At 63.8% G+C, this 12,851-nt stretch carries 14 protein-coding genes; 11 read left to right on the forward strand and 3 right to left on the reverse strand.

The genetic code is table 11. The features are described from left to right. Nucleotides 1–327: 327 nt before the first annotated feature. Nucleotides 328–615 (reverse strand): hypothetical protein, encoded by a 288-nt coding sequence (locus tag ACTJJK_RS03180; RefSeq protein ID WP_223620855.1) that lies wholly within the window; start codon nucleotides 613–615, stop codon nucleotides 328–330. A 225-nt stretch (nucleotides 616–840) separates the two neighbouring features. Between ACTJJK_RS03180 and ACTJJK_RS03185 the strand changes: the two genes are divergently transcribed. The 3 genes from ACTJJK_RS03185 (at nucleotide 841) to ACTJJK_RS03195 (ending at nucleotide 2,451) form a co-directional block, all read left to right on the forward strand. Then, complete coding sequence (locus ACTJJK_RS03185) at nucleotides 841–1,011, forward strand: hypothetical protein (RefSeq protein WP_223620854.1); 171 nt, start codon at nucleotides 841–843, stop codon at nucleotides 1,009–1,011. 134 nt (nucleotides 1,012–1,145) lie between these two features. Then, the gene (locus tag ACTJJK_RS03190) at nucleotides 1,146–1,535 is read left to right on the forward strand and encodes a VOC family protein (RefSeq protein ID WP_440729445.1); all 390 of its coding nucleotides are present in this window, start codon (nucleotides 1,146–1,148) and stop codon (nucleotides 1,533–1,535) included. 451 nt (nucleotides 1,536–1,986) lie between these two features. After that, nucleotides 1,987–2,451: a DUF4019 domain-containing protein gene (locus tag ACTJJK_RS03195; RefSeq protein WP_440729446.1), complete on the forward strand. Its 465-nt coding sequence runs from the start codon at nucleotides 1,987–1,989 to the stop codon at nucleotides 2,449–2,451. 314 nt (nucleotides 2,452–2,765) lie between these two features. Here the strand turns inward: ACTJJK_RS03195 and ACTJJK_RS03200 are convergent, their stop codons facing one another. Further along, on the reverse strand, nucleotides 2,766–3,161 hold the full coding sequence (locus ACTJJK_RS03200; protein ID WP_223620852.1) for a nuclear transport factor 2 family protein: 396 nt from the start codon (nucleotides 3,159–3,161) through the stop codon (nucleotides 2,766–2,768). A gap of 373 nt (nucleotides 3,162–3,534) precedes the next feature. On the opposite strand from ACTJJK_RS03200, the gene ACTJJK_RS03205 reads away from it, so the two are divergent. The 5 genes from ACTJJK_RS03205 (at nucleotide 3,535) to ACTJJK_RS03225 (ending at nucleotide 7,838) form a co-directional block, all read left to right on the forward strand. Continuing rightward, nucleotides 3,535–4,044 carry a lipocalin-like domain-containing protein gene (locus tag ACTJJK_RS03205; RefSeq protein WP_051884873.1) on the forward strand — a complete coding sequence of 170 codons (510 nt, stop codon included), beginning with the start codon at nucleotides 3,535–3,537 and terminating at the stop codon, nucleotides 4,042–4,044. A gap of 258 nt (nucleotides 4,045–4,302) precedes the next feature. Next, nucleotides 4,303–4,953: an outer membrane beta-barrel protein gene (locus ACTJJK_RS03210; protein ID WP_440729447.1), complete on the forward strand. Its 651-nt coding sequence runs from the start codon at nucleotides 4,303–4,305 to the stop codon at nucleotides 4,951–4,953. Between the two features lie 424 nt (nucleotides 4,954–5,377). Beyond that, nucleotides 5,378–6,463 (forward strand): sensor histidine kinase, encoded by a 1,086-nt coding sequence (locus tag ACTJJK_RS03215; RefSeq protein ID WP_440729448.1) that lies wholly within the window; start codon nucleotides 5,378–5,380, stop codon nucleotides 6,461–6,463. Next, the gene (locus ACTJJK_RS03220; RefSeq protein WP_031371850.1) at nucleotides 6,460–7,185 is read left to right on the forward strand and encodes a LytR/AlgR family response regulator transcription factor; all 726 of its coding nucleotides are present in this window, start codon (nucleotides 6,460–6,462) and stop codon (nucleotides 7,183–7,185) included. Before ACTJJK_RS03215 ends, ACTJJK_RS03220 begins: the two co-directional genes overlap by 4 nt. Nucleotides 7,186–7,445: 260 nt before the next feature. After that, nucleotides 7,446–7,838, forward strand: coding sequence for an acyl-CoA thioesterase (locus ACTJJK_RS03225; RefSeq protein ID WP_440729449.1), 393 nt, complete (start codon nucleotides 7,446–7,448; stop codon nucleotides 7,836–7,838). A 28-nt stretch (nucleotides 7,839–7,866) separates the two neighbouring features. On the opposite strand, the gene ACTJJK_RS03230 is transcribed toward ACTJJK_RS03225, so the two are convergent. Next, nucleotides 7,867–8,541 carry a class I SAM-dependent methyltransferase gene (locus tag ACTJJK_RS03230; protein ID WP_440729450.1) on the reverse strand — a complete coding sequence of 225 codons (675 nt, stop codon included), beginning with the start codon at nucleotides 8,539–8,541 and terminating at the stop codon, nucleotides 7,867–7,869. 261 nt (nucleotides 8,542–8,802) lie between these two features. Between ACTJJK_RS03230 and ACTJJK_RS03235 the strand changes: the two genes are divergently transcribed. From ACTJJK_RS03235 to ACTJJK_RS03245, 3 genes are all read left to right on the forward strand, one after another. Beyond that, nucleotides 8,803–9,294 carry a hypothetical protein gene (locus tag ACTJJK_RS03235; RefSeq protein ID WP_440729451.1) on the forward strand — a complete coding sequence of 164 codons (492 nt, stop codon included), beginning with the start codon at nucleotides 8,803–8,805 and terminating at the stop codon, nucleotides 9,292–9,294. Nucleotides 9,295–9,725: 431 nt separating this feature from the next. Continuing rightward, nucleotides 9,726–10,439 (forward strand): response regulator transcription factor, encoded by a 714-nt coding sequence (locus tag ACTJJK_RS03240; RefSeq protein ID WP_036148500.1) that lies wholly within the window; start codon nucleotides 9,726–9,728, stop codon nucleotides 10,437–10,439. Between the two features lie 41 nt (nucleotides 10,440–10,480). Further along, nucleotides 10,481–12,829, forward strand: coding sequence for a ligand-binding sensor domain-containing protein (locus ACTJJK_RS03245; protein ID WP_440729452.1), 2,349 nt, complete (start codon nucleotides 10,481–10,483; stop codon nucleotides 12,827–12,829). The last annotated feature ends 22 nt before the right edge of the window (nucleotides 12,830–12,851 follow it).

The raw sequence follows: 12,851 nt of genomic DNA on the forward strand, positions 1-12,851 counted from the left end.
TGCTCTGCTCATGCAAGACGCGAGACCACTTCAAGTCGTGGCTGAACCGTCGTGCCTGGCGCTACCGTCCAACCTCAGGAGGCTTGGGCCGGCTTTGGCGTCGAAGGAGATCGTCCGCGCTCACGTAAACCCGGAGTGGGAGGCGCTCAAGGCCGGGATGCATCCCGGAGATACCGTTCACGAGTTCGAGACTGGAGTGACAGGCGGCTTGCTCATCTTGCGGGGTAATTGCTACCTCGGGCAGACCGTGGACTCGATACGCTGATCTCCGGTATGCGGAACTGCGGTAAGCTTGCCCCAGGCCTCAGATAGCCGAACGCAATGTCCTTACCCAGGATCTACGCCGACTTCAATGGACTCGTACGCGGCGTCAGGAATTCGAAACGAACCGCTGTGGTGCTCTACACCTTCGGTTCTCTCCGGGATCTGGCCAATGCCGGCATCGTGCTGCGCGAAGGACTGCCGCTTGTCGTATTCGATGAGTCCGACGATGAGGAAGACCTCGAAGGTCACAGAACGGCGCAGTACGACCTGGCCAGAGGCTGGTGGGTGGTAGAGTTCGATGAGCTGGGCGTCAGGTATGTGCCCGCCGGTGACAGGCACCAAGTAGATCATTTCATGTGCGTGGTCTGTCGAGAAGATCTGCCCCAATGGAACAGTGTGCCGGCGGTTTTCACGAAAGGCGCTGCTTGTTCGAGGTGCGGTGCAAAGGTGACGCTTCCAGTGGCCCCTCCCGGATCGGCCACCTGACAATCCATTCGAGCCGAGGCAGCTTCGCGGCCCGACCTAACTCAAGCCCTGGATCCCGCCACCACTTCTACAGCGCTTACGAGTAAAGCCATGGTCAATGCACTTTCCTTGATCGTTGCTGCGATCATCCTGGCCACGTTCCTGTTTCTGGTCGTGTATGTAACCCGGCTCTTCATAATCCGCCTTCGTTCCAAAGAGTCCCGGCCAAAATCGCTGCTGCGCTGGCTGAGGGATCTTTTCGATCTGGCGCAGGGGCTGTAGGCCGCGGCCATGTTGCAGTAGCCGCGGGCGAGGTCTTGGCCATTGGGCTTAAGAGAGAGCAGGTCTGATGATTCGCTCGGGCCGGGCCGCTTCGGGGTTCGGCTTAATCAATTCTCGAATCGTAGGAGCATTCTATGAAGCGCACCTGGACCATCATCGGCGTCGCCGACGTTGCTCGCAGCTTCGGCTGGTATCAATCCCTGTTCGGTCAAGCCAAGAGCGCTCCCGCTCACGACTTCTTCGGGCAAATCCGCGATGCGGACGGAACGGTCCTGATCTGCCTGCACCGATGGGGTGCCCACGACCATCCGACTCTGTCCAGTCCCGCGCAGGCGCAGCCCGGCAATGGATTGTTGCTGTTCTTCCGCGTGGATGATTTCGACGAGACCCTGGTCAGGGCCCGTGCGCTGGTCGCAGCGCTGGAGGAAGAGCCCGGTCTCAATCCCAGCACCGGAACGCAAGAGTTCGCGTTGCGCGACCCCGATGGGTACTACGTGATGGTCAGCGCGCTTTCGGCCGATTGACACCCGCAGTCGCCAAGTTTCGGCGGCCTGTTTATCGAGCCGGCGAATCTCATGCCTCCGGCCGTATCCGTTGAAGGCGCCCTTCGATCCCGCCGACACAGGAGCGCCAGCGCATCTTGCAATGACGCAGGGATACGGACGCTGGTTCGCGGTGGTGCCGAATCAAACGGCGATCGCAGCGGGGGACCAAACGGACGGGCTGCGACGACTGTGATTTCTTTACTTCAGTTCTTAATTTCATAAGCAAGAATCAGGATCCGGCATGCATTTCTGAGTAGCCTGGGTTTGCCGTTGGCGTCGATGCCGATGCGGTCGAAGACAGATCGCCGAGGCCGGGAAATCGGGCGTCCGGGCGAACTTCGACCGCCGTAATCCACTGCCGGCACGGACCGTGACAGGTGCGCTTGCAGGCAAGAAGCCACCGCGAGCGGTTCCTAACAGGATGAACAGTATGAAACAAACCCTACTGGGCTTGGCTCTGGCGATGCTCGCGTTCGGCGCGAACGCGCAGGGACGAACCGCAAACACGGCGGCGGCCGCCTACGTCTCGCCTTACGCACCGGTGGATCCGTCCAAGATGAGCGACGCCGCGATGCGGGTCGCCGCCTCGATCGACCGGGGCGGCATGGCCGACATGTGGGATGGCGCCTCGAAAGCGATGCAAAGCCGGGTCAAGAAGAAGGACTTCGTCGAGCGGATCGGCGAACTGCGAAAGAAGCTTGGGCCGGTCGTCGGCCGGTCGTGGATCGTCGTGCATCGGGAAAAGGGGGGCGCCGGCACGACGCTGCCCGCAGGTCAGTATGCCAGCGTGGAATTCGAGTTGGCCGCCGCCAGCGGGGTAAAAGCCAAGGAGCTGGTGTCCTTTACGTTGGATGCCGATGGGGTGTGGCGCGTGGTGGGCTACACGCTCAGATAAGCATGCGCAGGGCGGCGGCGCGCGCGAACCTGCGTAGCGCCGATCGTCGAACCTCACGGGTCGGCCTACGGTCGGGATCGGCCGCAGTCGCGCACGAAATCGACGATCAGCTCCGCACCAGCTTCGGCGCGGGTCTCGAGTAGGAAATGCGGGCCGTCGAGCACGTGCGCTTGCATGCGCGGCAGGTCGCGCAATCAGGACAGAACTTCGGCGCGGTCGAAGACGCTGTCGTGCCGCCGTTACAGCATGGGCGCGGGCGGCCGCATGGCCTGGCGAAGATCGCTCGCCGACGATGCGGCCGCAAGCCGAAGCGGTCAGTGCTTGGTCGAGTCCGCAGGGCTTTCCGTGTGCATCACGCAACGCCACTGGTCGCCTACCTTGACCCAGGTCGAGGTGTCGTAGACATCCATCTCCGTGGTTTTGCCTTCCATCTCCACCTTCTGGAGCACGCGATAGCTGGCGACGGCCACATCGTCCGTAGGCAACAGGACGTCCATCGCGGATATCTTGTAGTCGAGCAGCTTGACTCGGTCGTCGCTCGCCATCTTGGTGTAGGTGGCATGGTCGAACTTGTGCGCACCATGCCCGCTGACCATGAGGGCCGGCTCGGTCAGCATTCCGGTGGCCACTTGCGGCGATCCCTCCAGTATCGACTGCCAGAACGCTTTCTCCAGCCGCTCGATCTCGCCTTTCTGTTTCGTCGTGCTCATGGCATTGCTCCCTAGTCGGACCAGGAGTGCACAGGGATAAATGCGAGCGCGTTATCCCGTCGTGAGAGGGATGCGGTCGCCGTATAACAATTCGTTCCAACCGCATCGCGGCTTGCTGGCTTTGGACAATGAATGCGCCGGTCCGAGCGCCGCCAGACCGGAGGGGCGTCACGTTTCTGGCCGGCTCATGGCGTCGAGCAGTGCGAGCCATATGGCGCGAACGCTCTTGTTGCCGCCGGGCCGAGTCGCTACACGACCCAGCGCGCCATGCATGACGGATGGAACTGGCGCTGCGGCTTGGGCATGCGGATCTTCGGATGAACCGGGGCGGTCGATCTGCCGCAACCTTCGACGTCCATCAGAGGAGATTCTTATGAAAGCCGGTATTTTATTTCTGGCCTTGACCGGCCTGTCGATCGGCTGCGCCGTAGCGGCGCCGCCGGCCGTCAAGGGCGACGCGGAGCCCTTGCGTTCCCGGCTCGTCGGTACCTGGCAAGTCATGGAAGTGGTCGATACCGATCCCGCCGGAAAGATCCAGCATCCTTATGGCGAGCGCCCCACGGGATACATCGTCTACGACCCGACCGGCCATCTGCATGTGCAGCTCATGCGGACGCCGGCGACGCCGCCGTTCGCCGAGGGCGACCAGAAAGGCAGCGACCGCGAAGTCCGCGCCGCTTACGACGGCTATGTGGCCTACTTCGGCACTTACCGGGTCGACGAAGCGCAGAGCAGGGTGATCCATGAGGTGCAGGGCAGCCTGATGCCGAGCTACACCGGCACCGACCAGCCCCGTCCATTCAAGCTGAGCGGGGATGATCTGATCATCGAAGGGAAAACCCAGGAAGGCGGTTTCTACCGGCGGTTCCGCAGAGTCAAATAGGTCGCAGGTCCGGCCGAGTCTGCAGCGAATGCGGCGCCGGGCGGGACTGGTGCCGTAGCGGGTGTCATGCCGAATCGTGATCGCCTGCGTGCTTTTTCGAAGGCGCCGTGGATTCATGGGGTAGGGGGTAGGCGAAAAGCCGGGCTTGGTTGCCAAAGCCGCCTGCGCGGGGCAACGTATGCGCCGTTTGCATGCGTATCGATCGTGCATCGACGCAGCGCGCTCCCCTCCACCGTCAAGAAGTAAGTAGTAGGCGCCATGAAAAATCACTGTTTTGCAATGCTCTTCGCGGCAGCGGCACTGTCTCCCGTCACGGCAATCGCCGCATCGCGCAGCTACACCTATCTGGATGCGGGCTATGGAAAGCAGACGATCGAGTCGGCCGACTCCGATCCCTTGCTGCGCCTGGACGATATCGATGCCGACGGCGGCTATGTCGGCGGCTCGGTCGAGCTGGGGCGCGGGATGTTTCTGACCGGCGCCTTCCACCGGGGCAATGGCGATGTCGACGTGAGCTCCGGATCGCAGGTGCTGACCCGGTTGGACGTGGACGTGCAGCAAGTCGCGCTCGGCCTGGGCTACCACTACGAGATCAACGAGCGCCTCGATTGGACCGCGGAGCTGGGTTATCTCAACACCCGCTTCGAGTACGAGAACCGCGCCCTGTCGTTCACCGAGAAGCAGGATGGCGACGATGCCCGCGCATCGGTCGGACTGCGCGGCAACCTGAGCGAGCGCCTGGAGGCCTGGGGCAAGCTCAGGTACACCGACGGCGATACCTACGACGGCGAAGTCAGCGGCGCGGTAGGCGCTTTGCTGAAGTTCAACGAGCTGTGGGGCCTGACGGCCGAAGCCGGGGCGGGCGCAGGCAATCGCCAGTACACGCTCGGCGTTCGCGCTTCGTTCTGAGCCAGGCCTTGAATGCTGGGCGAGTATCCAAGCGGTGCCGCAAAGTATCTCGGCCTATTCAGCAAGCATCGGGTCAGTCTGGCGGTGGGGCTCGTTGGTATCTGCTCCAGGCTCAGGCGTTCGTCCCGAGGCGGACGCTTGAGCGAGTAGTCGGAGGCGGGAGTCCATGATTCCCTGTGCCGTCTTCCCGGCTGCGATCAACGCGATCGCGCGGCAATGGGGTACTCGGGGGGCTTGTCTGTTGCGGTTATCGGCTGCGGTGGAACCGGGCCCTGTTCGTATCGCCGGTTCTGGGGGTTCTGGTCGATAGTGCCTGCCGGTAGGATGTCGATGGTGCGAGCACTGTACGAAGTGCTTGCTGCCTTGGAGACATCCCGCCAGGCAATTCAATAGGGTCGTTACTGTGGGAGCGGTTCTGAAGCGAATGCCCGCGGTCTTCTGGATGGTCATCATCTGGTGGGCGGGCTACGCAATTGCGTTTGCCGCCCAGATCGTTCGCATGGGCGGTCCAGAAGGCATGCCGATGTCCTGGCCGCAGGCGCTTCGCTTCAGCTTCGGCAGTTGGATGATGTGGGTGCCGGTAACCTTGGGGTTGTACTGGCTGGTGCGGCGCAGTCCGATTGAGCGCGGCCGGATACTGCGATCCTTGGCGATCCTGCTCGGTGCGTCCGTTCTGACGGTGTTGCTCCGGGGGGGCTATATCTATGCGACAAGCTCCGTCTTCCAGTGGTTCGGTCATCACCCGCGTCCAGGATTCACCGAGGTTTTGACGAGCAGCTTGAGTTACAACTTTATGCTCGCATGGGTCGTGATCGGATTGGCGCACGCGCTCGTCTTCTATCAGAGGAGCATGGAGAGGGGGCAGCAGATCGCGAGGTTGCAAGCGGGCCTGACCACGGCAAAGCTGGAAGCGCTGCGCGCGCAAATGAACCCCCACTTCCTTTTCAATACATTGAACTCCGTCGCCGAAATGGTTCATCAGGATGCGGAACTGGCTGACCGAATGCTGGTTTCGCTCTCGGTCCTGCTTCAAGCGGGGCTGTCCGTCGATAGCGTTCAATTTCGGACCCTCGGTGATGAGATCGAGCTGGTCAATAGCTACTTGATGATCGAGAAGGTTCGTTTGAACGATCGGCTAAGGGTCGAATGGAGCGTCGAGGCGGAAGCCTTGGGCGTTTCAGTGCCGGCGTTGATCCTGCAACCCTTGGTCGAGAATGCCGTAGTGCACGGTATTTCGCGACGGCGAGCGCCGGGCATGCTGAGCATCAGCTGTGAATTGCGTGGCGAGACCTTGGTCGTCGAAGTGTCTAACTGTGTCTCCCCCGATGGGGCGGCGCCTCATGGTTCGGGCATCGGCTTGGGAAGTGCGCGCAGCCGTCTGCAGCTCTTGTATGGAGCGCGAGCGGCCATCCAGCAATGCGCGACGGAATCCGGGAGATACCTCGTTCGAGTAACCATGCCGGTGGAAAAGCATGGGGCTGCCAGTCTTCCGGGCAGGTCTGCGGCATGACCTTGATGCGCGCGGCCATCGTCGATGACGAGCCTATGGCACGGGTCAGGTTGCGTCGTCTGTTGGATAGAGTCGGTCGGGATCTGGTATCTGTCGTGGCCGAGTGTGTCGACATCGGGGAGCTATCGGCAGTGGCGGTAAATCTGGACATCGATGTTCTCTTTCTGGACATCGAGATGCCGGGTGGAGATGGATTCCAGGCTCTGGCCCGGTGGCCTGGGCCCCGGCCGCAAGTGGTGTTCGTGACGGCATACCCGCAGCACGGCGCCCGCGCCTTCGACGTGCGTGCCGTCGATTACCTGATAAAGCCGGTATCGGGCGAGCGTTTGCGAGATACGCTGGAAAGACTGAGTGGGACTCGGCCGAAAGATGGCGTTGTCAACGAAGTCGTCGGCGACGCCGATCGCATTCCGTTGAAGGTAGGAAGCCGAGTTCATCTGGTGCAAGCCAACAAGATCGATCTTGTCGTTTCGATAGGAAATTATCTCGAAGTTCATGCGGACGGGGCGGTCTACACCGTGCGTGGAACCTTGACGGATTTTCACTCGCGGCTCGGTCATGTCGAGTTCGCCCGGTTGCACCGCTCGGCCGTTGTACGCATAGCGGCCATTCGCCAGATCGTCCCCGCCGGTTCGGCCAGGTTCCGGATCGTGCTCCTCTCGGGGCAGCATCTGTTCTCCGGACGTCAGTTCCGCAGCAAGGTGGACGAGCTGCTGGTATAGCGCGAGCCCAGGAAGTCTGCCTGCATGGAGCCGGTCCAGCTGACGACCGGGCACCTGTTCGTGCCGTTCGTCCGATGACGCTTCACCGGGTAACTTCGAGTCGACGCCATGGCTCGGCCACAACGTCGTCGATGATGGCGATGGCGCCCTCAGGCGAGCCGTGCGTCGTCGGGGGGGATAAGGTGTGCGGATGCGCATGAATATTTGGCGCTGTCATACCCCTCCATGGAGGACTACCGATGCCCTTCCGAACCCGTCGAGTGATCCTGTTCGGCGACTGCGACCCGGGTGGGGTCGTGTACACGCCGCGCATCGCCCACTTCGTCGTCGAGGCGGGGCTCGATTTTCTGTCCCACGCGCTCGGCGGACCCGCGGCCAGGCGCTTGTTCGCCATGGGCATCCTGCCGCCCGCGCGCGCCCTGTCGATCGAATTTCTGCATCCGATGGCCTGGGACGATGCGATCGATATCGAGGTCTCGGTCGACAAGATCGGCGACCATTCATTCGCTCTCTTGGTCAGCGCGTTCAACGCCGCAGGCGACAATACTTTCCGCGCCACGATCACGCAGGTCTCCATATCGCCCGAGACGCGACGGCCGGTGCCGCTGCCGGCTGAACTGAAGGCCGCGCTCGATGGGGCGCGCGACTGCTGACGGGTCCGATGTCGGCTGGATGACGCCATCAAGACGGGTTGTACGCAACCCAGCCCTTGAAGGTAAAGCCGGCGTAGAACAACTCGACCTCGTCGAAGCCCGCTTCTTGCAGCAAGGCCAGGTCCTGTTCGGGTGCAAGCGCCGGCAGTCGGCTGCCGATCGCGGCGATGGCATTGCCCGCATCCGCGGCGGGAATCCCGGACGCCACTGCGAAGGCCGCGTAGCGATTCAGCCAGCGCGCCTTTTGCTGTTCGTCTTGGGGAAAGCTGTGGTGCGCCACGATCAACGGCGCGCCGGGCTTCAGGCGTCGCCGGAGTTCGATCAAGGTATGCAGGCGTTGCTCGGCCGGAAGAAAATGCAAGGTCAGCAGGCAGGCGGCGCCGTCGTAAGGCCCCTCGGGCGCGGTGTCGATGTAACCCTCGACGAGGTCGGCGCGCGAGGCGAGCGGCCCCAAGGTGGCGCTTGCGAGTTTCAGCATCTCGGACGACGGGTCCACGCCGACGAAACGCCACTGAGGCTGCGCTTCGGCAAACACCTTCAACTCCAGGCCGCCGCCGGCGCCGAGGACGAGTACCCGGCCATCGTGGGGTACGCTCTCGGCGAGCAGCAGCCTGGCCATCTGTTGCAGCGCATGAAAGCCCGGCACCTGTCTGACCGGGCCGAGCGCGTAGTGGGCAACCGCCTGGGGGTCGGAGAACGACAAGGCAAGGCTCCTGCGCGGATGATGGCGACTGATGCTACTGCAGATGCCCCCCGACCCGACCTGGAGGCAGACCGAGGCAGCCGCCTTCGATGAGGCGTGGCGCTTCTGGCTGCGTCCCATAGCCGTCATAGTCAGACCTTGACGCATGGAGAGCCGGGTGTCGCACTGCTGCGGTGCACGGAATCGATGCGACAAACGATAATGCGAAGCCGCTTTGCGCAGCGGATCGACCGAAAACGTTGGACTTCATTGGAGAGTTTTATGCGATGGATCGTTGTCTTCGCCGCCGCCGGCCTGCTCGCTGGCTGCGCGACCAACCGCCCCGCCGGGCTCAGCAGCCAGTCTTTGGCAGGCACCTGGCGCTGTGGGCCGATCGCGATACCCGACCCGAATTACGACTTGGTCGTCAGCACGGAGACGATCAATCGGGCCGATGGCCGTTACACCAGCCTGACCACCTCGGTGATCACGCCGCATGGCAAGTCGCCGGTCGTCATCCAGGACCGGGCATCGGGCACCTGGCTGCTCGAGGGCGACATCCTCGTCTCCAAGATAGAGGAGGTGAAGTTCCTGTCGTCGTCCGATTCGTGGATCAGCAACGAGCGCGGGCAGAAAGTACAAGACGACATGCTCAAGAAGAAGTCGGTGTACCGGTCGCGCATACTGAAGTTCACCGGGCGGACGCTCCGCATCGTTCCGGTGGAACCGACGTACAAGGAGGCCGAGGTCGAGTCGCTCTGCAAGCGGGTTTGAGGATGCAGATTCGTTGCTCGCCCCACTCGGGCTCCGCTCGACCTTGGCGGCCTTCGACCTTTGAGCTAGTCGAAATCGTCGGGCGTTCCGCTCACGATGTCGCCAGGCTTCTTCGCGCGGGAGCGGTGCGGCCGGAGCAGAGCGTCAAGGGGAGGGTGTTGGATTTCCAAGCCCCTGAGCTACGGAAGCTCTGGCTGGCGCTGAGTCGGTCGGGCGGCCTGCGTGCGTTCGGGTTTGCACAAACGCGCGATTGATTCTCGGTAAGGCATCCGCGCTATCGCGGCCGGCCGACCGGTGTGACAATTATCACGAAAGCAGGTTCGTCGTCGTCGGCTCGAAGAACGCGATGCTACTTTGACTCCTGCGCGCAAAGCGGGTCGGGCTCCCCGCGTTTTTCGCAAGCTGGCCCGGATTTCCTTGGGGGGAAAACGATGGACGCTCGCTCGATGGAGGCCGCGCGGCGGCTGCCCACGCTGGCGGTGGTGGAAGACGACCGGACATTCCGAGAAGACGTTCTTTTGCCGGTGTTGGCCCATTCCGGGTTCTCCGTCTTCGGGATGGCGGGCGCGCTTGATCTGTACCGGTCGATGACGCTTCGCTCCTACGACCTGGTGCTGCTCGATGTCGGCCTGCCCGATGAGGATGGCGTCAGCATCGCAGCGCATCTGCGCAAGCTGTCCCCGCGTGTCGGCATCGTCATGTTGACCGGATACGATTCCGGCCCGGACCGGATGCGCGGGCTGCGCGCGGGTGCGGACGCTTATCTGTCCAAGCCGGTCGATATGGAAGAGGTGGTAACGACTTTGCATAATCTGGCGCGATGGGTCGTGCCGGAGACGAACCCCACGCATGCGCGTACGAAATGGCGTCTGGACGACAGGGGCTGGTGCATCCTGACTCCCGGCGGCGTCGAGATCGAGATGAACCTGGCCGAGCGACAAGTGATGGCCATGCTGGCCGCGGCGGCCGGCATTCCGGTGCAGCGCGAGACCCTGATCGCGAGCCTGGTCAAGAATGCCTACGACTTCGATCCGCACCGGCTGGAAATGCTGGTGCATCGCCTGCGCAAGAAATGCCAGCAGATGGCGGAAGAGGAGCTTCCGCTGCGCGCGGTGCGCGGCATCGGCTATGTGCTCAACTGGTAGCCGGTCGCCTCGGCGCCCTGCCGGCGAAGGGAAGACCCAGGGTGAGTAGTCTCAAGGCCGGCTTGCGCCTGAGCTTGTCGGCGCTCGCTCTGTGGGTCCTGTGCGGTTCGGCTTTGGCGTCAGCGGAAGTGCAGCCGCGCTATCGGGTGGGCGTGCATGCCTTCACCGGGGACGATGGCTTGCCGCAAGGCGGCGTCAATGCAGTGCTGCAGACCCGCGATGGTTATCTGTGGATCGGTACCTTCGGCGGTCTGGCGCGTTTCGACGGCCTGAGCTCCAGGATATTCCGCGCCGAGCCGTCGCTCGATGCCTCCGGTCCACGACACGGTCCGCAGGCCGGGCCCGCCAGCGATCGCATCCTGGCGCTGCATGAAGACGAACGCCAGCAACTGTGGATCGGAACCCAGGACGCCGGTTTGAGCGTGTACCGGCAGGGGACGTTTCGCCATTTGCCGATCTGCGGCGGCACCTGCCAGATCAATGCGATCGTGCAGACGCCCGACCGGACGTTGTGGATTCTCAGCAATGTCGGCCTGTTCACCCTGGATCCTCTGCGCCGGCAGCCGACCTGGGTCGATGCGCAACGCACCGGGCACACCCATTTGGTGCGCGACCGGCAGGGGCGCATCTACGTCGGCGGTGGGGAGGGCTTGTTCGTCCTCGACGATGGGCGACTGCGCCGTCTTGCATTGCCGGCCGGGGACGGCTGGGTGCAGGTGTTGAAAACCAACGGCGACGACTTGCTGGTCGGCACCAACCGCGCGCTGTATCGCTACCGGCCCGGATCGGGGCAATGGCAGCCCTTGGGTGTGGCAAGCCCAACCGCGGCGGTAGAGGATGCCGATGGCCGATGGTGGGTGGCGACGGCGTCCGGGCGAATGCTGAGGGAAGACGACAGCGGCTGGCGGGATCTTCCGGAACTGTTCGGCATGGGCGTGATCAGCCTGGCGCGGGACGACGAAGGCAATCTGTGGTTGGGCACCGGCAGCAAGGGGCTGTTGCGCGTGCGCAAGCCGGTGTTCGGCTCGATCCCGGCTTCTCTCGGCGGCGTCGACATGGCCGGCCGCGCCGTCGTTGCCGACGGACAGGGCGGCCTGTGGTTCGGTTCGGCTTGCGGCGGGCTGCGTCATTGGCGACAGGACGGCAGCCTGCTGCGGCAGCCGGTGCTGCGGGCCGCGGGCGACGAATGCGTCGCCAGCCTGGCCTTGGATGGCGATGGCGCGCTCTGGGTCGGTACCGCGGAGGGGCTGCTGGTGCGCATCGCCGACGGCCGGCCGACGCTCGTGGGGCAATGGCCCGGGGGCGGGGCGGTCAATGTCTGGCGACGCAGCGAGGGACGTTTGTTCGTCAGCTCGGGCCGCTCCGTGCTCGCGGTCGAGATCGATGGCGAGCGACGTATTTCCGCGCAGCGGCGCATCGAAGCGCTGCGCGACATGAGCATCAATGCCATCGTCCCTGCGGCGAGCGGCGGCGACTGGTTCGTCGGCGACCGCGGCGTGTGGCGTCTGCTCGGCGAGCGGGTGGTCGAGCGATGGACGCCGCGCGAGGGCTTGTCCTCGCGCTTCGCACGCGCCGTGTACGAGGACCGTGCCACCGCCACGCTGTGGGTGGGCACCTACGGCGGCGGTCTCAACCGGATCCGCAACGGCCAGGTGCAGCGTTACGACAGCCGCAACGGCCTGTTCGACGATACCGTGTCGTGCATCCTGCCCGACGGCCAAGGGCGCCTATGGCTGGGCGGCAACCGCGGCATCACCGTGTTGCCGACGCCGGGCGACGCCGGCGCCAAGATCGAATCGGTCGGCTACGCCGCGGGCGACGGCCTGGTCCCGGCCGAAATCAATGGCGGCCATTCGACCGCCTGCCACCGCGACAGCCGGGGCCGGCTGTGGTTTTCGCTGGTCGAAGGGTTCGCGGTCGTCGACCCCAAGGATTTTCCGGTGGTGGCGCCGGTGCCGCTGAGGGCCCGCATCGAACAGGTGGCGGTCGCCGGACGCAGTCAGCAGATCGCAGGAGATTCCCTGGCCCTGGAGCCGTTCGCGCGCAGTCTGGAAATTCATTACACCGCCATCAATCTGAGCCGGCCGCGCGAAACTTATTTCCGTTTTCGCCTGCTCGGATTCGATCACGGTTGGGTGGATGCCGGACAGAACCGCAGCATTCTGTATCCGCTGATCCCGTGGGGAGAGCACCGCTTCGAAGTGCAGGCGCGCACCCTGGGGGGACGTTGGTCGCCGGTACCGGCCCGTCTGAGCGTGCTCAACCCGCAGCCCTGGTATCTGCGGCCGTGGGCGCTGATCCTGGCGACGGCCCTGGGCTTGCTGGTATTGGTCGCCGCCACCCACATCGGCACGAGCCAGGACAGGATGCCGGCGAAGCCTCCGGATTGAGCGACTGAGCGAGTGGCGACTA

The sequence above is a fragment of the Lysobacter sp. 22409 genome (genome assembly GCF_052045105.1).
GTDB classification, from domain to species: Bacteria; Pseudomonadota; Gammaproteobacteria; order Xanthomonadales; family Xanthomonadaceae; genus Lysobacter; species Lysobacter antibioticus_B.